This window comes from Stenotrophomonas sp. GL_101 (assembly GCF_057835675.1).
Map to the genome: position 1 here is coordinate 3,626,752 of NZ_CM174432.1, position 21,345 is coordinate 3,648,096.

Genomic DNA, 21,345 nt, shown 5'->3' on the forward strand with positions numbered 1-21,345 from the left:
CGCCGTGCGCACCGGCCTGCACGGCGCCCTCACCTCCGCCCCGTCCATACTTGCGCGCCGTTTCTGGCCGTCCCCCCGGGAAATACCGCGTCATGTTGCTGTCCAAACGCCATGTTGCACCGCGCGTGCTGTTGATCGAAGACACCGAAGACACCCGCGAGCTCAGTCGCATGGCACTGGAAAGCCAAGCCTGTGACGTCGCCGCGGTCAGCTCGGCCGAAGCCGCCCTCGGGCTGCTGCAGGCCGGCGAGCGCTTCGACCTGGTATTCACCGATGTCTGCCTGGGTGGATTGAGCGGCATCGAGGCGGCCGAGCGGATCAAGTGCTATCAGCCCGGCCTGCCGGTGCTGGTCACCTCGGGGATGGAGCCGGCCCGGGTAACCGCGCAGCTGCGCGACGGGATTCACTTCCTGCCCAAGCCCTACTCGATGAGCGAACTGCTGGACGCCATCCGCCAGTGCTTCGAAGCAGCGGAAACCGACCAGGCAGCCTGACCGGTGCATCTGCGCGCCGTCGGCGTGACGATCAGCCCTCGGCCTTGCAGCGCAACGCGGTGCCGTAGAAGTTGAGCGTGGCCTCGCCCTGGTGCTCCCACAACTCCACGCCTTCACGGGTGTAACGCGCCCCGCTGGCCGCTTCGGCCGGGAACACGATCGCCTGGTCGTTGCCCCAATGGATGAGGGCAGCCGGCGGGTCCAGTGCGTTGTAGAACACCACCGATACCGGCTTGGCATTGTCCTCGCAGGTGTAGCGCACCGGTGGGGGCACCGGCACGGTACCGTTGCCAATGTTCAATTCAACGATCCGGGTCTGGTAAGACTCGGTCAGGCAGCGGGTGGCATCCACCGCCTGCCAGCAGGCATCACGCCCCTTGATCCAGCCGCGCTGCTCGACGGCGATGTCCAGCTCGTCCGGGCTGGTCTGCGCGCGCTTGTAGAGCGCGGCCAGTTGACGGTCCAGTGCGGACAAACGCGCATCGCTGCAGACCATTTTTTCCGCCTCCGACCGCGCCGTGGCGCAATCGAAGGACGGCGGCGGTACTGTCGGTGCGGTCGGGTTGGCAGTGGCCGGTGCGGGTGTCTCGGCCACGGGTGCCGGAGCGGCCGGCTCGGTGGGCTCGGGTTTGGAACAGCCGGCGAGCGCAAGCGCCCCCAGCCCGAGCAGGACGAAACGGTTCATGCCACCTCCAACATCGATCAACGAACAGACGCAGCAGTGTGCGCCATCCCGCGCACATGCGATGTGCACGCCCGGCTGCTGCTGCGCCGTCGCCCGCTTCCGATCGGGCCGGACATTGGCTAGGATCGGCAGATTCCACCGGCACCGCCGGATCCGCCTGCCGATGCGACGCAGGGCGCCACAACGACAGGGAGCAGGGACGCGATGGTCATCGGCATGCGCAGCGCACTGACATTGGCCTGGCTGGGCCTGCTGGCCAGCAGCGGCGTCCACGCCGACAGCGGCATGGATCGCCAGGCCTGGCGCGCCGACCATGCCGCGTTGAAGCTCGCCCTGCAGCAGGACTACGCGCACCTGGCCTGGGTAGCCTCGGCGCAGAGTGGCGTGGACCTGCCGGCGCTGGAACGCACCGCGCAACATGCGCTGGACGATGCCGGTACCGATGCACAGGCCGCACAGGCACTGCGCAATTTCCTCGCCGGCTTCCATGACGGTCACCTGGCCCTGCTCGAACCGCTGCCTGCAGCGTCTTCAGCCACGGTCCCCGCGCCCGCAGCGGTGGATCCACGCACGCTCGATGCCAATACCGGCTGCGCGGTACTGGGCGTGGTCGATGAAGGTCGCCACGATTTCAGCCTGCCGCTGCAGACGCTGCCGGGCTACACGCCCTCGGCCAGCCTCGCCGACCCGGCCCTGCGCAGCGGCGTGGTCACCCTTGCCGATGGCCGCCACATCGGCCTGCTGCGCCTGCACGAGTTCGACGCGATGCGCTATCCCGGCCTGTGCCACCAGCTGTGGCCGCAACTGCGCCATGCCGGGTCCACCGACGAGATGCGAAGCCTGCTGGCCAACGCATGGGTGGCCGAGATTGCCGGCACGCTGCGTCGCTTTGGCCAACAGGGCGTGGATGCGGTGCTGGTCGACGTGGGCACCAATCCCGGCGGCGACGACAGCGGCGACAGCCTTGCCCGCCTGTTCAGCGACCAACCCGTGCAATCAGCCGAGCTGCTGGTGAGCCAATCCGCGGCGGGCGTGCCCTATCTGCAGGAGCAATGGGAACGCCTGCAGGACACCCTGCGCCACCACCATCCCGATGCGCGTGCGCGCCCGTTGCTGCTGCAGCAACGCGCACGGTTCAGCACCTCGCTGCAGGCCGCGCAGGCGCCCGCGTGTGACCTGTCGTGGGTGTGGCAACGCACGGGCGACTGGCCAGCACTGGACTGTCGCCGGCTGGTTCCCGCCGGCAGTTCCGGCGGCCCCTTGGCCAGCCCTGCGGTGGATGCGCTGCAGGATTTCCTGGTGGCCCACCGCCTCGACTGGGCCCAGGACCTGCGCGCGCACTGGGGGGCGTGGCACGGGCCGGCGTACGTGCTGACCGATGCCAAGTCGTTCTCGTCGGCAGAGATGTTTGCCGCACGCATGCAGGACAACCACATCGCCCGCGTCATCGGCGCACGCACCGGTGGCGACGGGTGTGGCTTCATGACGCCCCCGCCGATGCGCACGCTACCCCATTCGCAGCTGCGGCTGCGTGTCCCCAACTGCGTGCGGCTGCGCGCCGACGGCAGCGACGAGGTGGCCGGCATCACGCCGGATCTACCCATCACCGCGCGGGCGGGAGAATCCACGCGCGCGCGTGCCCAACGCGTCCTGGACACCGTGGGCCAGGACCTGGCGCGGCACTGACCGCGGCGCCTCACTCCACCGTGCAGTCCTGCATGCGATGGGCCTCCGGCAGCACCTCCAGGGAACGTTCCTGCAGTTGCGCCAGCACCGCTTCCGGGCCGTGCTGGCTGCGCCAACCCAGTCCGGCGAGCGCCGCGCGCGGGTCGTGGATGCGGTCCACCAGCGGCAACGTCCAGCCGCGCCGGTCGTACTCGGCCAGCCACTGCGGGCAGCGCTGCGTCAGTACGCTGCGCGGGTCGCGTACCAGTCCTTCGCAGTCTTCCGGCCGGAACGGCGTCCATCCACTGGCGATGTAACGCTGGAACAGCGCCCCGGCATTGCCCAGCGCGGCCACGTGCGCATCGGCAACATCACGCACGTCGATACCGCGATGCAGGCGGTGCAGCAGCAGGCGATCGGGCGTCTCGGGGAAGCAGCGCGACATGCGGATCACCCGCACGTCGAACCCCGGTCCCGCCGCCTGCTCCAGCCACTGCTCGGCGGCCAGCTTGGAGCGGTGGTAGACCGTGCGCGGCTGCGGCGGCGTACGCTCGTCGATCCAGGTGCAGTGCCCCGGCACGATCGCATGCCCGTACAGCGCGGTGGTGCTGGTGAACACCAGGCGCGTCGCGCCCGCCTCGCGCGCCAGCCTCGCCAACGTGCGTGTCCCGTCGACATTGATCCGCTGGAATTCGGCATCCGGCATCAACCCCACGTGCGGCGCATGCAACGCGGCGGCGTGGATCACCGCATCCACCCCGACCAATGCGTCGCGCAGCACCCCTACATCGGTGAAATCGGCGACGTGGCGGGTGGTATTGAAGGGGTTGCGGTCGATCCCGACCACGTCGTGCCGTGCCGCGAGCGCGCCAAAGATCGCGCGTCCCACACGGCCTGAACTTCCTGTCAGGAGAATCTTCACTGTGTTGCACTTGGTCAGCGCCCGGGAGCTACCGGGATGCTTGGATTGTAGCCAGAGTTCCAGGCCGCGCGACCAGCGCGAGGGCAATCACCCATCGCCACGTGCGGTTTTCGTCCGTGTCCGATGCCTTCGCCGGCAGGACCGCGCCCTGCCCGCAACGCAGCTGATAGAGTCGATTCCACATCTCCCGAGTGCAGCCGCATGAACCGACTGACCGCCAAGGACTTCCCTGCCCAACTACTGGAACTGTACGACGGCTACGTGCACGGCCGGATGAGCCGGCGCGACTTCCTCGACCGCGCGGCGGCCTTCGCCGTGGCCGGGGTCACGGCCGGTACCCTGCTGGCCGCGCTCGCGCCGGATTACGCGCTGGCCCAGCAGGTGGCGTTCACCGACCCGGACATCCATGCCGAATACCTCCACTACCCGTCGCCGAATGGGCATGGCCAGGTACGCGGTTACTTCGTCCGCCCGGCCAAGCCCGCTGCGCGCTTGCCGGCAGTGGTGGTGGTGCACGAAAACCGCGGCTTGAATCCTTACATCGAAGACGTGACACGGCGCGTGGCCAAGGCCGGTTTCATCGCACTGGCGCCGGACGGACTCAGCTCGGTGGGTGGCTATCCGGGCAACGATGACCAGGGACGCGAGCTGCAGAAGCAGGTAGACCCGCAGAAGCTCATGAACGATTTCTTCGCGGCCATCGAATACCTGCGCGCCTCCGCGCAGGTCAATGGCAAGGTGGGCATCACCGGCTTCTGCTATGGCGGCGGGGTCAGCAACGCCGCGGCGGTGGCCTACCCGGAACTGGACGCCGCGGTGCCGTTCTACGGGCGCCAGGCCGACCCCAAGGACGTGCCGAAGATCAAGGCGCCGTTGCTGCTGCATTTCGCCGAGCAGGACGACAACGTCAATGCCACCTGGCCGGCTTACGAAGCGGCGCTGAAGCAGGCGCGCACCCATTACCAGGCGCATGTGTATGCCGGCACCAGCCATGGCTTCCACAACGATTCCACCCCGCGTTATGACAAGGCGGCGGCGGACCTGGCGTGGGAGCGGACATTGGCGTGGTTCCGCACGTATCTAGGCTGAGCCGCGCGATCTGCAGCGAGGCACGGGCGCGCCGGGCCACGCGCGCCGGCCACTGCCCGCGTTTGCTCAATCGGTGAGCGTGGCGAGTTCGCGCCTGGCGATGTCCAGCCACGACTGCTGTTCGCTCCGGTAGTAGCGCGGCGCGGCCTGCGCACGGGCAATGCTGTCGCGGAACTGCTCCGCCGCGCGCCCGGGGTGGCCGGCCTGGCGCAGCAATAGCCCGAAGCGCACGCGTGCCTCCTCGCCGGGATAGCTGCGCGCCAGCGCTTCAAAACGCTGCAGCGCCTCCTCCGTGCCGCCGGTGGCGGCCAGCAGGCAGGCCCGCAGCAGATCGGCGTCATGCGAACGGTAGCCCGGGTTTGCACGTGCCAACGCGGTCAGGGTCTGCAGCGCCTCGGTCGGCCGGTCAAGGCCATGCTGGGCCTGGGCCAACCCGAGCATCAGGTCCGGGTCGTCGGCGTAGATCCCCTTCCATGCGCTTCGATAGGCCTGCTCGGCGCCGCTGAAGTTTCCCGTGCGCAGGCATTCGATGGCCAGGCGACGGCGGTTTTCGGGCGTGTCGGCGACGTCCAGTTGCTGGGTGGCGGCGCGTGCACCGCGTTCCGGGTCGAGGCGGGCCCGCACCTTGTGCACGATGCGGGCACCGGAACGGCGATCACGCAGATCCGGAATCACTGCAACGATCACATACACCAGCACGGCCAGGTAGGAGAACATCAACAGCACCGCGATCCAGTACAGCGGCCGGCCACTGCGGACCACGTGCACGCAGCAGCAGACCTGCAATACCAGGGACAACAGGAGGATGGGACTCATGCGAGGAATGACTCCGCTCTGATTGAACAAGCGCAGCGCAGAAGCGGCGGGCCCTGTGGGCCACCGCCGCGGTGCGGCCGATGCGTTACCGGGTACAGGGAGACTGCGACAGAAGCTGGGGATCATGCGCGGCCTCATTCGCGATTGCCATGCGACACGTCGCATTCTGCCCGGCGCGGCGGCCGAAGCATTGCATGCTGGCGGTTGCTCAGCCGACAGCGCGGCCTGCCGGCGGCCGATAGGCAGCGCAAGCATCCCAGCCCAGCGCGCCCTCCTTGCCCTGCACCACCGCGGTGACCTGCAGCGCACCGGCCACCTCGACCACGCAGAAGTAGCCGTTGAACCAGCGCGACTGCGACGGCCCCCGTGCCGCCGGTGCACTTCCCCATATTTCCACCTGGTAACGCTTGCCCGGCTGCAGGCGCGGTGCCGGCGACGTACCGCCATCGCCGTAACGCACGCATTGGCCGGGGGGCAACATGGGTTCGGCCTGACCCTCGCGCAGGAAATCGCGCTCCCAGATCGACACACCACTGGAACCGACCTCCATCACCGAAACACCGGCGATCTTCGGCGCCTGCACGCCCCCGTCGCCTGTCTGCGGTACGCCGAAACAGGCGACGCCGTCCTGCGCCTGGACCACCGCCTGTTGATAGCGGCCGGCGGGCGAAGCGCCGCTGGCCAGGCCAGGCACCAGCATCCCCATCACCACCATGGAAAAGTACAGGCGTCTCATCGCATGGTCCTTGGCAGGGTGTTCTTGTCGCTGCGGTCAGCAAGAAAAGGCTGGCGGGTGCGCTCGAACTGGGCGCTGATAGCGGGCACCGTACGATAACGCTCATTGTTCAAGCGTGACTGGGATGCACGGAAGGTGACCAGGAAAACGCCCGCCCGCACCTCGCCCTGGGCTTCCAGGGTGTAGTGGTGGAACAACCGGCTTTCGTGCGAACGGATAACCGAGCGATCGCGTAACGTTGCGATGGCAGGCCTGGAGACCGGTAAACGGGGTGCTGAGCTTCCGCCGGGCGAAGATAGGTACCCCCCATCCAGCTGCCCATCACCGGCGCGCTGACCACTCCAACGAAGTGAGTTGCGGAGCGGGCGGAATATTGCGGAGCGAGGGGTGAAGGCTGAAAGCCTTGATGCAATGGTGGGCCGTGATGGATTCGAACCATCGACCAAAAGATTAAAAGTCTTCTGCTCTACCGACTGAGCTAACGGCCCATTGCATGCCCCAAGCATTGCGCCGGGGGTGCGCATTCTAACGCATCTTTGCGCTCAAGCGTACCCGCCCGGCGATCAGGCGTACCGGGTGGGATCGGCGACGCCGGCCTCGGTGAAGCCCTGCGCGCGCAGGCGGCAGGCATCGCAGTGGCCGCAGGCCGCGCCGCTGTCGTCGGCGTTGTAGCAGGACACGGTCAGGCCGAAGTCCACGCCCAGGCGCACGCCTTCACGCACGATGTCGGCCTTGCTCAGGAACTGCAGGGGGGCGTGCACGGTGATCCCCGCGCCTTCCACGCCGGCCTTGGTGGCCAGGTTGGCCAGGGCCTGGAAGGCGGCGATGAACTCGGGGCGGCAGTCCGGATAGCCGGAATAGTCGACCGCGTTGACGCCGCAGAAGATGTCGCTGGCGCCCAGCACTTCGGCCCAGCCCAGCGCGAGCGACAGCATGATGGTGTTGCGGGCTGGCACGTAGGTGACCGGGATGCCCTCGCCGCCGGCCTCGGGCACGTCGATGTCATCGGTGAGGGCCGAGCCACCGATGCTGCGCAGGTCGACGTTGACGGTCTTGTGGGCGACCACGCCCAGCGCCTTGGCCACGATGGCCGCCGCGTCGAGCTCGGAGGTGTGGCGCTGGCCGTAGCGCACGCTCAGGGCATGGACGGCGAAGCCCTGTTCCTGGGCCATGGCGATGACGGCGGCCGAATCCATGCCGCCGGACAGGAGGACAACTGCGTTTTTCATGAGGGGGAGTTCCGGTAGGTTGCGGGAGCCAGCACGCTGTCCCGCGCCGGGAAAAATCAGTAGCAGAGGCGTAGCGAGCGGCCGTCAGGCGGGTGTGGACGGCGCGCAGGAACCGGAGTGTACAAGGCGTACATGAGGATTCCGAGCACCGGCCGCGCCCGCCTGGCGGTCGCTCGATAGGCGGTCATCGCCCAGGTTCGTCGTCCCAGAGGATCTTGTGCAACTGCATCTGGAAGCGCACCGGCAGGCGGTCTTCAACGATCCAGTCGGCCAGCTGGCGCGGGCTGATCTGGCCCTTGCTGGGCGAGAAGAACACCGTGCAGCGTGCGGGCAGGTCGTGCTCGGCCACCATGCCGCGTGCCCACTCGTAATCGGCACGGCTGCACAGCACGAACTTGAGCTGGTCGCGCGCGGTCAGCAGCGGCAGGTTGTCCAGCCGGTTGCGGGCCATTTCGCCGGAATCGGGGGTCTTCAGGTCGACCACCCGCGAGACGCGCGGATCGACGGCGCTGACGTCCAGCGCGCCGGAGGTTTCCAGCGAGACCTCCATGCCGGCCTCGCACAGCTTCTCCAGCAGCAGCAGGCAGCGCTTCTGCGCCAGTGGCTCGCCGCCGGTCACGCAGACGTGGCGCACGCCCTGGGCCAGCACTTCGGCGAGGATGTCGTCGATGTCCCACCAGGTACCGCCATGAAACGCATAGGCAGTGTCGCAGTAGGTGCAGCGCAGCGGGCAACCGGTCAGGCGCACGAACACGGTCGGCCAGCCGGCGGTATCGGCTTCGCCCTGCAGCGAGGTGAAGATCTCGGTGATCTTCAGGCGGGGCAGCGGCGACTGCACGATCTCGCTGGGGAGCGCGGCGGCGGCGGACGGGGTCGGAATCATGGCGGGTGCTTCTTGGGTCACGGTTTCGGAAACGACAGCAGCCGGGCATGGCCCGGCACGATGTGTAAAAGCGACCGCCTGCGCGGCAAGCGATGGGCGCAGGGCGATGCGTTCATCGGATCGGCGCCTGGGGGTCGGATGGCGCGTCAGCGCCCGGCATTACGGTGTGCAGCGCCCAGTATAGCCCGGCGGGCCGATACGACAGCCCGGCGGCGGTTCAGCGGATCTGCTGGCCCAAGCGGATGGCCTGCAGGCGGTCCTGCGCGGTGCGCGCGGCGTCGGAGCCGGGATAGGTGCCAACGACCTGCTCCAGCGTGGCCTGGGCCTGGTCGACCTTGCCTTCGCCATACTGCGACAGGCCGATCTTGAGCAGGCCACCGGACGCCTTGTCGTGGGTCGGGTAGCGCGAGATGAGATCGCGGAACTGCGTCTCAGCCAGCGGGAAATTCCGGGTGGCGTAGTAGCTTTCGCCCAGCCAGTACAGCGCGTTGGGGGTGTACACCCCGTTGGGGTACAACTCCAGGAAACTCAGGAACAACTGGGCCGAATCGTCGTACTTGCCGGCTTTCAGCGAATTGAAGGCGACGTTGTAGGCAGTGCGCTCATCGCCACTGGCGGCAAGACTGCCAGCGTCTCCATGCACCGATGGCGGCCGCTCGGAAGCGGCCGTTGCCGGTTGCGGTGCGGCGGCGGCCGGCTTGGGCGCGCTCGCGGCGGGTACAGCGGGAAGCACGGGGGCGCCGCCTTCCAGTCGGTTCAGGCGGCCGTCGAGGTCCAGGTACTGGTCCTTGCCGGTCTGCTTGAGCTGTTCGCTGTCATGCTGCAACTGCTCCACCTGCGACTGCAGGGCCTGCACCTGGGTGCGAAGCTGGTTGAGCTGGTTGAGCATGTCCATGTTGGACTGGTTGTTCTGCGCCTGCTGCTCCAGCGCGCCAACGCGGTCGGCCAGGCTCTGGCGCTGCGCATTGGCCGGTGCGGCAGCCACGAGGGCTGCCGCAACGATCATCGATAGAAATCGAAAGCGCATCTATTACTGAGCCGTGTACACGATCTCGACGCGACGGTTCTGCGACCAGCAGGACTCGCCCGACTCGGTGCAGACCGGACGCTCTTCACCGTAGGAAACGACGGTCAGCTGCGAAGCCGAGCCACCGTTGGCCTGCAGTGCCGAGTTGACGCCGTTGCCACGACGCTCGCCCAGGGCCTGGTTGTACGCGCGCGAACCGCGCTCGTCGGTGTGGCCCTGCAGGGTGATGCGCGAGGACGGACGGTCACGCAGGTACTTGGCGTGGCACGCCATGATGGCCTGGAATTCCGGCTTCACTTCTTCCTTGTCCAGGTCGAAGTAAACAACGCGCTGGCGCAGGCAGGAATCGGTATCCAGATCGCCCGGGCCGTACAGGCCGGAGGTCGACGGGCCGGTCGGGGTGGTGGTCGAGGAGCCGGAATCAACCGGGGCAACCGGAGTTTCCTTCACCTTCTTGGAGCAACCGGCCAGGGCGGCCACGGACAGCAGGGAGACAAGCAGAACGCGGGTGGTCTTGTTCATGGCGATACCTTTGAGGCTCCTAAAGCCGGATGAGGGATGAATACGGTGGAAATCTTAACACTCTGTTAGCGCTTTGTACGGTAAGGCGACCAAGAAGGCTCACGAACGTCACCGTCTGCCAATACCAGCCGCTGGCGCACGCGCGCATCGGCCGAGACGGCATACAACACTCCACGGCCACCCTCGCGGGCGGCGTACAACACCATGCTTGCGTTGGGCGCAAAGCTCGGCGATTCATCCAGCGACCCCGGCGACAGCGTGCTCCAGCGTGCCGACCCCAGGCTGCTGTCCATCATGGCGATCTTGTAGGTATTGCCACTGCCCTGGGCCACCACCAGCTTCTTGCCGTCGAAGGACAGGCTGGGCGTGGCGTTGTAGTTGCCCTGGAAGGTCACGCGCGAGGCACTGCCGCCGCTGGAAGCCACCTGGTAGATCTGCGGGCGGCCGCCCCGGTCGGAGGTGAAGTAGATGCTGGCGCCGTCGGCACTCCAGGTCGGCTCGGTGTCGATGGCGAAGTGGTTGGTCAGCTGGGTGAGCTGCTTGCTGCCCAGGTCCATCACGTAGATTTCCGGGTTGCCGCTGCGCGACAGCGACAGGGCCAGGCGGCGGCCGTCCGGCGAGAACGCCGGGGCGCTGTTGATGCCGCGGAAGCTGGTGACCAGTTCACGGGCACCGGTGGAGATGTTCTGGATGTAGATCGCCGAATTGCCACGCTCGAAGCTGACGTAAGCCAGGCGGTTGCCATCCGGGCTCCACGACGGCGACAGCAGCGGCTCGGCCGAACGCACGATGGTCTGCGGGTTGAAGCCATCCGAATCGGCCACCATCAGCGCAAAGCGCATCGCATCGCCCTTGCCGCTGGCGGTCACGTAGGCGATACGGGTCCAGAATGCGCCGCGCACCCCGGTGATCTTTTCGTAGATGGCATCGGCCATCTGGTGGGCGACATCGCGCATGGCATTGCCACGGGCGGTCATCGCCAGGCCAAGCAGGCGCTCGCCCTTGGGCACGTCATACAGTTCGTATTCGACGCGGTAGGCGCCGGCGCCGGCATCCATGACCCGGCCGACCACGATGTAGTTCTGCTTCAGCGCGCGCCAGGTGGCGAACTGGATCTCGCTGCCACGGGTGGGCTTTTCGACGATCTGCGCTTCGGGCAGCGTGCGGAACTGGCCGGAACGCTCCAGGTCGGCGCGCACCACGGCGGCCACATCGGTCTGCGGGGCACCGGCGCTGCCTTGGTAGGGCATCGGCACCACGGTGATCGGCGTAGCGGACGCATTGCCGCCAATGATGTCGATATCCAGCCCCTTCTGCTGCGCGAGGGCAGCAAAGGGCAACAACAGCGCCGCAACAACGGCAAGCCAGCGAGGCATCTTCTTCATGGATCGCTCAATAGGGGGAAAACCGGAACGAGGGATAACAGGACGGCGGTGAACAGTTTCGCAATCATGAACCAAGGCCGTGTGAAATCCGAGTCACTGCAGACACAAAACTCACGCGCCGTTAACGATATTGATCAGCTGGCATCCCTGCCCCACCCCGGATCAGCGATCCTGCGCGGTGAACGTGAAATTGATGGTCCGCGCGAACACGGACTCAAACCCGCGGTACGGCAGCGGTTGCGCATTGAGCACGGCCGCCTCGATCGAGCGACGGCCCGCCTCGTCGAACGGGCAGCTGCCACTGACCTTGGCCTGGATGACCTGGCCACCGGGGATCTGGGTGATGGAGACCTGGCAGCGCTGCCCCAGCGGCACCGAATCGGGACGGGTCCACTGCGCCGACACCTTCTGCTGGATCGCTGCGGCGTACTTGGCGCTGAGATCGTCGCTGGTCCCGCCTGCACCGGCGGCCGGTTGCGCCGCGCCGGTGGCCCCGGACGTGGCGGCCGAGGCACTGGCCGCACGCGCGGCCGACACCTGGCGCAGCTTCTGCTCGGCCAGCTTGGCCTCGTTCTCCGCCTGCGCGCGCTTGCGACGGATCTCGGCCAGCTTCTTGTCGCGTTCGGCGTCGGCCTTGGCGTCATTGGCCTGCTGTTCCTGCTCGGCCAGCTTCTTCTTGTCGGCCGCTTCCTGCTGCTTGGCCAGGCGCAGCTTCTGCTCGGCCTGTTCCTGGCGCTGGCGCTCGGTCAGGTCGATCTGTTCCTGGCGACGCTTGGCTTCTTGTTCCTGCCGGGCTTTCTCGGCGGCGATGGACAGCGCGCTCACCGCGTCCTGGTCGACCGTATCGGGCTGCGCGACGCGCTCCTGCGCCTGTTGCTGCTGCGGCGTAGGGGCGTCCTGCGGGCGCGGCTCTTCAATGGGCTGCGGCGGCGGCACGGTGTCTTCGGGGATCGGCTCGGGCGGGACGACCGGCTCGGGCAGGTCCGGCAGTTTTTCCGAGGCGCGCAGCGCCTGGCGGGCGGCGCCGGCTTCGGACGCGGACAACTGCAGGCTGGCCTCGATGGCCGGATCGCCAGCGGCGGCCTCGGTGGTGCGCTGCGGCGACCACAGCCAGGCGCCGATGAACACCAGCGCAAGCAGCAGGTGCACGCCGATCGCCAGCGCGATCGGCAGACCCCACTTCTCTTCAGACTGGCGCTGCGGTGGCAGGGCTTCAGCGTGCATCGGTCGCCAAGCCCACCTTTTCCACGTTGGCGCGCTTGATCACGTCCATCGCCGCGATCACCTTCTCGTAGGCCACGGCCTTGTCGGCGGCCACGATCACGCGCACGTTCTTGTCCTGCGCGGCCAGGGCGCCCAGCTGCGCCTGCAGCTGGCCGGCGTCCATCAGCGCCGGCTCCTTGGCGTCGGGCAGCTTGAGGCTGAGCTGGCCGTCCAGGCGGACCGAGACGATGACCGGGTCCTGCTTGCTTTCCAGCGCCTTGGCCTGGGAGTTGGGCAGGTCGACATCAAAGCTCAGCGTGAGCAGCGGCGCGGTGACCATGAAGATGATCAGCAGCACCAGCATGACGTCGATATAGGGCACGACGTTGATTTCGGATTTGAGCTTGCGGCGCTTGCGGCGGCCGATGGCAGCAGTCATGGCAGGGTCCTTGTGCTGGGCGCTTACTCGTCGCCCGCGGTCTGGCGCTGCAGGATCGAGCTGAACTCTTCTGCGAAGGTTTCAAAACGGACCGACATGCGCTCCACGCGGGTGGTGAAGCGGTTGTAGGCCCACACCGCCGGGATCGCCACGAACAGGCCGATGGCGGTGGCGAACAGGGCTTCGGAGATGCCCGGGGCGACCGAGGCGATACCGGCCTGCTCACCGCTGTTGATCATGTCGTGCATGGTCACCATGATGCCGAACACGGTGCCCACCAGGCCCACGTACGGCGCGGTGGAACCGATGTTGGCCAGCAGCTCCAGGCTGCGTTCCATCTGGTCCACTTCACGGGTGTAGGTGGTACGCATGGCGCGCTGGGCGCCTTCGAGCTGGGCACGGCCATCGAAACCGCGCTTGTCGCGCAGACGCGTGAACTCGCGGAAGCCGGCTTCGAAGATCGCCTCCAGGCCGCCCACCTTGCGGTTGCGGTCGGTGGCCGAACTGTACAGCTTGCCCAGGTCGGCGCCGGACCAGAAGCGGCTTTCAAACTCGTCCGCTTCGCGGTTGGCCGCGTTGAACACGCGCGCCTTGCGGAAGATGATCACCCAGCTGATGAACGAGCCGGCCAACAGCAGCAGCACGATGATCTTCACCGGCAGGCTGGCCTTTATCATCAGGTCCAGGTAGTTGATGCCACCGCCATGGGCGGCCTGCGCGACCGTCTGCGCCGCAGCGCTGGTCACTTCCTGCGGCAGCGCCTCGGTCACCGTGGCCTGCAGGGCCAGGAGCATTGCGATCATCCGGTGTTCCTCACTGTGCGGATACTTGAAGTTCGTAGGGTTTCAACGCGGCAAGGAGTGCATCGTCCATGCCGCGCGGTTTGAAGGTGGAGGCATCCAATGCCGCGATCCGGACCTGGGCGGTCAGCAGCGTTTGATCGCCGCGACACACCGTCTGGTCGAACACCATGCTGGCGCGCTTGCACTGCACCAGCGTGGCGGTTACCTCCAGCGCATCGTCCAGCCGCGCCGGCTTGAGGAAGTCCATGCTCATCGCCCGGACCGCGAACACCAGGCCGTGCTCGGTGCGCGTGCGCTCCTGGCCAAAGCCCAGCGCCCGCATCCATTCGGTCCGTGCCCGTTCCATGAAGGCAACGTAGCGCGCGTGGTAGACCACCCCGCCCGCGTCGGTATCTTCCCAATATATGCGTGTCGGCCAACTGAACCGGGCGTCAACCGCCATCAATGGCCTCCGCGAACAGGTCCGCCGGCGGGTTCTTGGGCTTCAGGCCCAGGTGCCGGTAGGCCTTGTGCGTGCACATGCGGCCACGTGCGGTGCGGATCAGGAAACCCTGCTGGATCAGGTACGGTTCGACCACGTCTTCCAGCGTGCCGCGCTCTTCGGACAGCGCCGCGGCCAGCGATTCAACCCCGACCGGGCCGCCGTCGAAGTAGTCGACCATGGTCCGCAGCAGACGCCGATCCAGCTCGTCGAAGCCTTCCGGGTCCACTTTCAGCATCTGCATGGCGGCCTGGGCCACGTCCTGGTCGATATGCCCGGCGGCCTTGACCTGGGCGTAATCGCGCACGCGCCGCAGCAGCCGGTTGGCGATGCGCGGGGTGCCGCGCGAGCGCCGCGCGATTTCAGCCGCGCCTTCGGCGGTGCAGTCGATGTTGAGGATGGCGGCCGAGCGGCGCACGATCTTCGTCAATTCTTCCGGGGTGTAGAACTCCAGCCGGTGCACGATGCCGAAGCGGTCGCGCAGCGGCGCGGTCAGCAGCCCGGCGCGGGTGGTGGCACCGATCAAGGTGAACGGCGGCAGGTCGATCTTGATCGAGCGCGCCGCAGGGCCCTCGCCGATCATGATGTCGATCTGGAAATCTTCCATCGCCGGGTACAGCACTTCTTCCACCACCGGCGACAGGCGGTGGATTTCATCGATGAACAGCACATCGTGCGGCTGCAGGTTGGTCAGCAGCGCGGCCAGGTCACCGGCCTTTTCGATCACCGGACCGGAGGTGACCCGCAGCGCCACGCCCAGCTCATTGGCGATCACATGGCTCAGGGTGGTCTTGCCCAGCCCGGGCGGGCCGAAGATCAGCACGTGGTCGAGCGCGTCGCCACGGGCCTTGGTGGCCTCGATATAGATCGACAGCTGTTCGCGCACCGGCGCCTGGCCCAGGTAATCGGCCATGCGCTTGGGGCGGATGCTGGCGTCGGTGCCCTCGTCTTCGCGGGTGGCACCGGCAGCGATGATGCGGTCGTCGGTCATGCCGCAATTATGCGGCAAAAGCGTGAGGTTCGACCGGGCTGCGCCCGGCACCGCGTAGTGCCGGGCTCTGCCCGGCAACAGCCAAGGCCAAGGCATACAGCCGGTGTGCTGAGGGGAGGCGGGGTGGGTCCGGTTGCAGGGGACGCTGCAAGTCCCGCTCCGCGGCCCGGCCCAGCCGCTAGCGGCTGTGCGTTCGGTCGCATGCGAGGCAGTGCCTCGCAAGCAATGCGCCCTCACCCATGTAAGCTCGGTCGCCGCATCCATGCGGCTCACGCCCCCGCAACCGGACCCACCCCGCCTTCGCCAGCACCCCGGGCGCTGCCAGGCATGCAGCGCCAAGACCGCTTTCAGCCCAGCAGTGCCCGCCGACTGTCTGGAGGAGAGCCCCCTTGTTGTTCAAGGGGGCGCACCGAAGGTGCAGGGATAAGGTGGAATGCGCGGAACGCTGGCGCCAATGGCGACTGCGTTTCAAGGGGGCGCACCGAAGGTGCAGGGATAAGGTGGAATGCCCCCGGGCCCCGAGGTTTGCGCAGCAAACCTTGGGCCGCAGGTAGCGATCTGACGCAGTCAGATCTCTACCTGGGCACCCAGCTCGACCAACCGGTTGCCCGGAATCCGGAAGAATCCGGTGGCCGGGGCCGCATTGCGGTGCATCAGCGCGAACAGCTTGTCGCGCCAGATCGGCATGCCACGGTTGGCCGTGGCCACGATGGTCTCGCGGCTGGCGAAGAAGGTGGTGTCCATCGGGTCGAAGTAGATCCCGCCGTGGTCGCACGAACGCATCAGCGCCAGCGGCACGTCCGGGGTCTCCATGAAGCCGAAGCGCACATAGATGCGATAGAACTCATCGCCCACCGATTCGATCTTCAGCCGCTGGCCCTCCGGTGCATACGGCACCGGCAGCGTCACCACGTGCAGGAACACGTTGCGCTCGTGCAGCACCTTGTTGTGCTTGAGGTTGTGCATCAGCGCATGCGGCGCCACCGATGGGTCGGCGGTGAGGAACACCGCCGTGCCCGGAACGCGCACCGGCGGGGCCAGCATCAGCCCCGGCAGGAAGGTGTCGATGCGGATGCCGTCCTTGCGGATCTCATCGCGCAGCAGCTCCCTGCCACGGCGCCAGGTCCGCATCATGGTGAACAGCACGATGCCCAGCACCACCGGGAACCACGCGCCCTGCAGCAGCTTGGCGCCGTTGGCGATCACAAAGCCGAGGTCGATGATGAAGAAGATCACGCACAGCGGAATGATCCAGTAGCGCGATTTTGGCCACAGCGCGCGGGCCACCAGCGCCAGCAGCAGCGTATCGATGAGCATGGTCGCCGACACCGAGATGCCGTAGGCCACCGCCAGGTTGGACGAGCTGCGGAACGCCAGCACCAGCCCGATCACCATCACCGCGATACCCCAGTTGATGCCCGGGATGTAGATCTGGCCGATGGTGTCGTGCGAGGTGTGGGTGATCCGCATCCGCGGGATGTAACCCAGCTGCATGGCCTGGCGCGAGACCGAGAAGGCGCCGGTGATGACCGACTGCGAGGCGATCACCGCGGCCATCGTGGCCAGCACGATCATCGGGTACAGCGCCCACTCCGGCACCGCCTCGAAGAACGGGTTCTTGACCGCTTCGGGGTTGTTGAGCACCAGCGCGCCCTGCCCCAGGTAGTTCAGCACCAGGCACGGCAGCACGAAGAAATACCAGGCATGGCGGATCGGCTTGGCCCCGAAGTGGCCCATGTCGGCGTACAGCGCCTCGCCACCGGTCACCGCCAGCACCACCGCGCCGAGGATGAAGATGCCGTGCCAGCCATGCTCCATGAAGAAGCGCAGCGCCCACATCGGGTTGAAGGCCTTGAGCACTTCGGGGGCATCGATGATGTTCCAGATGCCGATCGCGGCCAGCGAGATGAACCAGATCGAGGTGATCGGCCCGAACAGCTTGCCGATCTTCTCGGTGCCGAAACGCTGCACGGCAAACACCGCCAGCAGCACGACCACGGTAATGGGCACGATGAAGTTGTGCAGGCCCGGCGCGGCGACCTCCAGGCCTTCGACCGCACCGAGCACCGAGATCGCCGGGGTGATCACCCCGTCGCCGAAGAACAGCGAGGCCCCGAAGATGCCCAGGATGCCGACCACGTAGGCCGAGCGCGAGCCGTTGCGCAGGGTGCGCTGGGTCAGCGCCATCAGCGCCATGATGCCGCCCTCGCCCTCGTTGTCGGCACGCATGATGATGGTGACGTACTTCAGCGTCACCACGATGTTCAACGCCCAGAACGCCAGCGACAACACGCCCAACACGGTGTCATGGTCGCTGGTCAGGCCGTAGTGCGGCGAGAACGCTTCCTTCAGCGTGTACAGCGGGCTGGTACCGATGTCGCCGAACACCACGCCGATGGCGCCGATCATCAACGCCATGCCGCCGGCCGCGGGGCCGTGGCCGTGCGCGGCATGGCCGTTGTCGTGCTGGGTGGGAGAGGTGGACATGGGGCTCCGGGCGGGACGCGGTCGGTATCAGGAATGGGCCGGCGCGCGGATCAGCGCAGCGCGGCCTGCAGGGCTTTGCGGATCACGATGGCGACATCATCGCCGTCGGCGTTGGCGTCGCGGGCCATGCGCGCCGCCTCGGCGGGCTTGTAGCCCAGCTGCTGCAGCGCCACGGTCGCTTCGGACACCGGGTCGGTGGCCGGTGCGGCACCGGCGATCGGCGCCCCGCCGCCACCAAAGTTGGCCGCACGGTCGCGCAGTTCCAGCACCATGCGCTCGGCGGTCTTCTTGCCGATGCCGGGGATGCGGGTCAGCGCGGTGATGTCACCGGCCTGCAGCATCCGCGCGAACTCGTCCACGCTCACCCCGGACAGCACCGCCAGCGCGATCTTCGCGCCGATCCCGCTGACCTTCTGCACGTCGCGGAACAAACGGCGCTCGCCCTCGCGCAGGAAGCCGTACAGCGACACGCTGTCTTCCTTCTGCGCGTAGTGGGTGAACAGGGTGACTTCACGGCCCAGCTCGGGCAGGTCGTAGAAGGTGCTCATCGGCGCCTCCAGCTCATAGCCGACGCCATTGACGTCGATCAGCAACCACGGCGGCGCCTTGTAGGCCACGATCCCGCGCAGACGACCAATCATGCAGTTTTCCTCATTTCCGGCTCCAGGCCTGGCGGGCGCTGACGCCCAGGCGCTGTGCCGTGGCCCGTACGTGGGCGTGGGTGATGGCCACGGCCAACGCATCGGCGGCGTCGGCCTGCAGCTTGGTTTTCAGGTTGAGCATAAGCGCGACCATGTGTTGGACCTGTTGCTTTTCCGCGCCACCACGGCCGACCACCGCCAGCTTGATTTCAGTGGCCGCGTACTCGCTGACCGGCAGGTCACGCATGACCACCGCGGAGATCGCCGCGCCGCGCGCCTGGCCCAGCTTCAGGGCCGAATCGGGGTTGCGGGCCATGAACACCTTCTCGATCGCCACTTCGTCGGGGCGATACTCCTCGACCAGGGCGTTCAGGCCCAGCACCAGCAGTTTCATCCGCTGCGGGAAATCGTCGGCGCCCAGCAGCACCAGCGGCAGGTGGTGGACGTGCACCACCTTGCCGGTGGCGTCCACATCAATGATGCCCACCCCGGTGCGCTGCGACCCGGGGTCGATGCCGAGGATGCGGGTCATGCGGCACGCACACGGCCGGGCAGGACCCGGGGCGGCGCAGTGCGACGGCGATGGCAGGAAACGGCAAAGGTCATCATGGTCGGCATTGTCCGCCCACCGGCCGCCAAAGGCGACCGGTAGTGCGTCCGGTCAGGCGTAGGCGTCCGCGCCGAGCTCGGCGTTGGAATACACGTCCTGCACGTCGTCCAGGTCTTCGAGCATGTCCAGCATCTTCTTGACCTGCAAGGCGGTGTCGCCTTCGACCTTGATGTCGTTGTCGGCGCGGAAGGTCAGCTCGGCATGGTCGGCCTTCAGACCCGCGCGTTCCATCGCATCGCGGACGGCATGGAAACTGTCGGCGGCGGTGAGCACATCGATCGCGCCGTCCTCCGGGTAGACCACGATATCGTCCGCGCCGGCCTCGATGGCCGCCTCGGTGATGGTCTCTTCGTCCGCGCCCGGGGCGAAGTGGAGCACGCCCACGCGCTTGAACATGAAGCCCACCGAGCCTTCGGTGCCCATGTTGCCGCCGCACTTGCTGAACGCGTGGCGCACATCGGCCACGGTGCGTACGCGGTTGTCGGTCAGGCAGTCCACGATCACGGCCACGCCACCGGGGGCATAGCCCTCGTAGCGGATCTCTTCGTATTCAACGCCTTCCAGCTCGCCGGTGGCCTTCTTGATGGCGCGCTCGATCACGTCCTTGGACATGTTCGAGGACAGGCCCTTGTCCATTGCCACGCGCAGCCGCGGGTTGTTGTTGGGGTCGCCTCCACCGCCGCGCGCGGCGACGCCGATCTCGCGGATGATCTTGGTGAAAATCTTGCCGCGCTTCGCGTCAGACGCGTTTTTGCGGTTTTCGATCGAGGGACCTCTACCCATGGGTGTTTCCGTGCTTATGGTCAGGAACAGGGCGCGGATTCTACCTGATCGGCCCCCCGCCCCGTGTTAGCACCGGTCCCGGGTCAGGCCGCGTGGGCGGCCTGGTCGTGGCGAAAGCGGCCATCGCGCAGGAAAGCGGCGGTCTGCCGCGCGGCATCCGGGGAAAACACCAGCCCGCTATGGCTGGCCGGGACCACGCAATGGTCGGCCAGGCCCGGCAACTGGGTCTCATCCAGCCCCACGGTGCCGTCGGAGGCCTCGCCGATGGCGCCGAGCAGGCTGCCCAGCCCGTGCGGCACGGAACCGGCGACCAGCCCCACCTGCGCGCGGCCTTCCCAGGCCGGCAGGCCGTCCAGCAGCAGGTCGCTGCTGCGGCCCAGCGCCAGCGACCAGCCGTGCTCGGCCAGCGACCGGGCGGTGCCACTGCCCCGCAGCGGCGAGCCCAGGCAGACCACCCGCGATACCGGCAGGTCGGGCTGCTGGCGCAGTGCTTCCAGCGCGACCAGGCCCCCCAGGCTGTGCCCGACCAGCGAGACCGGCCCGCTGTCCTTGAGCCGCTCCAGCAACTGCGGGACGGCCACGTCCGGGCCGCCGAACACGCTGGAGTAGCCGAAGGTATCCACCGAAAAGCCGCGGGCGCGCAGCCGCCAGGCCAACGGGCCAACCCAGGCGCGCGCATTCCAGATGCCGTGCAGCAGTAAAACAGGGGGATTCATCTAACGAGCCTAAAGGGTGTCACGCAGCGTGGAGTGAAGGCCGAGGCTGCCCCTCACACATCGGACAGCCCCGCAATCGGTCGCCGATTCCAAGGGCGCGTGGCGACGCGTGCACCAGTATGTCGCCTCGGCTGACCAGGGCACGACAACGGCAGGTGAAGCCGTTGCGGCACAGGGGGAGCGGGCACTCTGCGGCACGCTCAGCGCGCGGCTGCCAAGGGGCGTCGCAGGATGAACTCCAGGTCGCGCACCTTGCCGACCGGGAACTCGTAGGTTCCCACCTGCTGGAAGCCATAACGCGCATAGAAGCGCTGCGCGCCGAAATTTTCCGACCACACGCCCAGCCACAACGTGCGCGGGCCGTCGCGTTCGAGCCACTCCAGCACCGTTTCCAGCAGCCGGCTGCCCCAGCCACAACTCTGTTCGTCCTTGATCAGGTACAGGCGTTTGAGTTCACCATCGCCCTGCTGCACCTCCCCGTGCGGCAGGCCACAGGGGCCGGCGGCGGCATGGCCGACGGCCACCCCGTCACGCTCAAGCAACCAGACCGCATAGTCCGGGTGGGCCAGGATGACCTGCTGCCGCTCCACGGTGTAGCTTTCGTCCAGGAAGTCCTGCAGGTCCTGTGCCGGATACAGGGGGCCGAAGGTCTCCACGAAGGTACGCGCGGCCAGCACCGACAGGGTCGGTGCGTCGGCGACGGTGGCACGACGGATGGCGTACATGGGAAGGGTCCGG

Annotated in this window: 24 protein-coding genes, 1 tRNA gene and 1 other RNA gene; 3 read left to right on the top strand and 23 right to left on the bottom strand. The window is 67.4% G+C overall.

Annotated features, from left to right (window positions below):
* The first annotated feature begins 92 nt into the window (after positions 1-92).
* The gene (locus AC3IR9_RS16000; RefSeq protein ID WP_489291926.1) at positions 93-494 is read left to right on the top strand and encodes a response regulator; all 402 of its coding nucleotides are present in this window, start codon (positions 93-95) and stop codon (positions 492-494) included.
* A gap of 31 nt (positions 495-525) precedes the next feature.
* Here the strand turns inward: AC3IR9_RS16000 and AC3IR9_RS16005 are convergent, their stop codons facing one another.
* A complete protein-coding gene (locus AC3IR9_RS16005; protein ID WP_489291927.1) occupies positions 526-1,179 on the bottom strand; it encodes an MliC family protein in 654 nt (217 codons plus the stop codon).
* A gap of 216 nt (positions 1,180-1,395) precedes the next feature.
* On the opposite strand from AC3IR9_RS16005, the gene AC3IR9_RS16010 reads away from it, so the two are divergent.
* Positions 1,396-2,865 (top strand): S41 family peptidase, encoded by a 1,470-nt coding sequence (locus tag AC3IR9_RS16010; protein WP_489291928.1) that lies wholly within the window; start codon positions 1,396-1,398, stop codon positions 2,863-2,865.
* Positions 2,866-2,875: 10 nt separating this feature from the next.
* Here the strand turns inward: AC3IR9_RS16010 and AC3IR9_RS16015 are convergent, their stop codons facing one another.
* Complete coding sequence (locus AC3IR9_RS16015) at positions 2,876-3,766, bottom strand: NAD-dependent epimerase/dehydratase family protein (RefSeq protein ID WP_489291930.1); 891 nt, start codon at positions 3,764-3,766, stop codon at positions 2,876-2,878.
* A 201-nt stretch (positions 3,767-3,967) separates the two neighbouring features.
* On the opposite strand from AC3IR9_RS16015, the gene yghX reads away from it, so the two are divergent.
* The gene (yghX, locus tag AC3IR9_RS16020) at positions 3,968-4,855 is read left to right on the top strand and encodes a YghX family hydrolase (protein WP_489291932.1); all 888 of its coding nucleotides are present in this window, start codon (positions 3,968-3,970) and stop codon (positions 4,853-4,855) included.
* Between the two features lie 66 nt (positions 4,856-4,921).
* Here the strand turns inward: yghX and AC3IR9_RS16025 are convergent, their stop codons facing one another.
* The 21 genes from AC3IR9_RS16025 to AC3IR9_RS16125 all read right to left on the bottom strand — a co-directional run bounded on the left by AC3IR9_RS16025 (position 4,922) and on the right by AC3IR9_RS16125 (position 21,332).
* Positions 4,922-5,671 carry a tetratricopeptide repeat protein gene (locus tag AC3IR9_RS16025; RefSeq protein WP_489291933.1) on the bottom strand — a complete coding sequence of 250 codons (750 nt, stop codon included), beginning with the start codon at positions 5,669-5,671 and terminating at the stop codon, positions 4,922-4,924.
* A gap of 208 nt (positions 5,672-5,879) precedes the next feature.
* Positions 5,880-6,407, bottom strand: coding sequence for a hypothetical protein (locus AC3IR9_RS16030; RefSeq protein ID WP_489291935.1), 528 nt, complete (start codon positions 6,405-6,407; stop codon positions 5,880-5,882).
* Entirely contained in the window at positions 6,404-6,604 is a 201-nt protein-coding gene (locus tag AC3IR9_RS16035) for a hypothetical protein (protein WP_489291936.1), read from the bottom strand. Before AC3IR9_RS16035 ends, AC3IR9_RS16030 begins: the two co-directional genes overlap by 4 nt.
* Positions 6,605-6,819: 215 nt before the next feature.
* Positions 6,820-6,895 (bottom strand) — tRNA-Lys (locus AC3IR9_RS16040).
* Between the two features lie 75 nt (positions 6,896-6,970).
* Positions 6,971-7,636, bottom strand: a complete 666-nt coding sequence (gene queC / locus AC3IR9_RS16045) for a 7-cyano-7-deazaguanine synthase QueC (RefSeq protein ID WP_489291937.1) — start codon at positions 7,634-7,636, stop codon at positions 6,971-6,973.
* 61 nt (positions 7,637-7,697) lie between these two features.
* A non-coding RNA gene (locus AC3IR9_RS16050) (sX9 sRNA) lies at positions 7,698-7,770 on the bottom strand.
* A 50-nt stretch (positions 7,771-7,820) separates the two neighbouring features.
* Positions 7,821-8,519, bottom strand: coding sequence for a 7-carboxy-7-deazaguanine synthase QueE (gene queE, locus AC3IR9_RS16055; protein WP_489291938.1), 699 nt, complete (start codon positions 8,517-8,519; stop codon positions 7,821-7,823).
* Between the two features lie 217 nt (positions 8,520-8,736).
* The gene (ybgF, locus tag AC3IR9_RS16060; RefSeq protein ID WP_489291939.1) at positions 8,737-9,546 is read right to left on the bottom strand and encodes a tol-pal system protein YbgF; all 810 of its coding nucleotides are present in this window, start codon (positions 9,544-9,546) and stop codon (positions 8,737-8,739) included.
* Positions 9,547-9,549: 3 nt separating this feature from the next.
* A complete protein-coding gene (gene pal / locus AC3IR9_RS16065; RefSeq protein ID WP_489291940.1) occupies positions 9,550-10,068 on the bottom strand; it encodes a peptidoglycan-associated lipoprotein Pal in 519 nt (172 codons plus the stop codon).
* A 65-nt stretch (positions 10,069-10,133) separates the two neighbouring features.
* The gene (tolB, locus tag AC3IR9_RS16070) at positions 10,134-11,453 is read right to left on the bottom strand and encodes a Tol-Pal system beta propeller repeat protein TolB (RefSeq protein ID WP_489291941.1); all 1,320 of its coding nucleotides are present in this window, start codon (positions 11,451-11,453) and stop codon (positions 10,134-10,136) included.
* A gap of 162 nt (positions 11,454-11,615) precedes the next feature.
* Complete coding sequence (tolA, locus tag AC3IR9_RS16075) at positions 11,616-12,677, bottom strand: cell envelope integrity protein TolA (RefSeq protein WP_489291942.1); 1,062 nt, start codon at positions 12,675-12,677, stop codon at positions 11,616-11,618.
* Positions 12,667-13,095 carry a protein TolR gene (tolR, locus tag AC3IR9_RS16080; protein ID WP_489291943.1) on the bottom strand — a complete coding sequence of 143 codons (429 nt, stop codon included), beginning with the start codon at positions 13,093-13,095 and terminating at the stop codon, positions 12,667-12,669. Before tolR ends, tolA begins: the two co-directional genes overlap by 11 nt.
* A 23-nt stretch (positions 13,096-13,118) precedes the next feature.
* Positions 13,119-13,898 (bottom strand): protein TolQ, encoded by a 780-nt coding sequence (tolQ, locus tag AC3IR9_RS16085; protein ID WP_489291944.1) that lies wholly within the window; start codon positions 13,896-13,898, stop codon positions 13,119-13,121.
* A 10-nt stretch (positions 13,899-13,908) separates the two neighbouring features.
* Positions 13,909-14,340, bottom strand: coding sequence for a tol-pal system-associated acyl-CoA thioesterase (gene ybgC / locus AC3IR9_RS16090; RefSeq protein ID WP_489291945.1), 432 nt, complete (start codon positions 14,338-14,340; stop codon positions 13,909-13,911).
* Positions 14,330-15,370: a Holliday junction branch migration DNA helicase RuvB gene (gene ruvB, locus AC3IR9_RS16095; protein WP_489291946.1), complete on the bottom strand. Its 1,041-nt coding sequence runs from the start codon at positions 15,368-15,370 to the stop codon at positions 14,330-14,332. The genes ybgC and ruvB overlap by 11 nt, the downstream gene beginning before the upstream one ends.
* A 567-nt stretch (positions 15,371-15,937) precedes the next feature.
* Positions 15,938-17,788 carry a potassium transporter Kup gene (locus AC3IR9_RS16100; RefSeq protein WP_489295864.1) on the bottom strand — a complete coding sequence of 617 codons (1,851 nt, stop codon included), beginning with the start codon at positions 17,786-17,788 and terminating at the stop codon, positions 15,938-15,940.
* Between the two features lie 119 nt (positions 17,789-17,907).
* Positions 17,908-18,498: a Holliday junction branch migration protein RuvA gene (ruvA, locus tag AC3IR9_RS16105; protein WP_489291947.1), complete on the bottom strand. Its 591-nt coding sequence runs from the start codon at positions 18,496-18,498 to the stop codon at positions 17,908-17,910.
* A 10-nt stretch (positions 18,499-18,508) separates the two neighbouring features.
* A complete protein-coding gene (gene ruvC / locus AC3IR9_RS16110) occupies positions 18,509-19,030 on the bottom strand; it encodes a crossover junction endodeoxyribonuclease RuvC (protein ID WP_489291948.1) in 522 nt (173 codons plus the stop codon).
* Between the two features lie 129 nt (positions 19,031-19,159).
* Entirely contained in the window at positions 19,160-19,891 is a 732-nt protein-coding gene (locus tag AC3IR9_RS16115) for a YebC/PmpR family DNA-binding transcriptional regulator (protein ID WP_489291950.1), read from the bottom strand.
* A gap of 83 nt (positions 19,892-19,974) precedes the next feature.
* Positions 19,975-20,607 (bottom strand): esterase/lipase family protein, encoded by a 633-nt coding sequence (locus AC3IR9_RS16120; protein WP_489291951.1) that lies wholly within the window; start codon positions 20,605-20,607, stop codon positions 19,975-19,977.
* A gap of 200 nt (positions 20,608-20,807) precedes the next feature.
* A complete protein-coding gene (locus AC3IR9_RS16125) occupies positions 20,808-21,332 on the bottom strand; it encodes a GNAT family N-acetyltransferase (protein WP_489291952.1) in 525 nt (174 codons plus the stop codon).
* Positions 21,333-21,345: the final 13 nt, after the last annotated feature.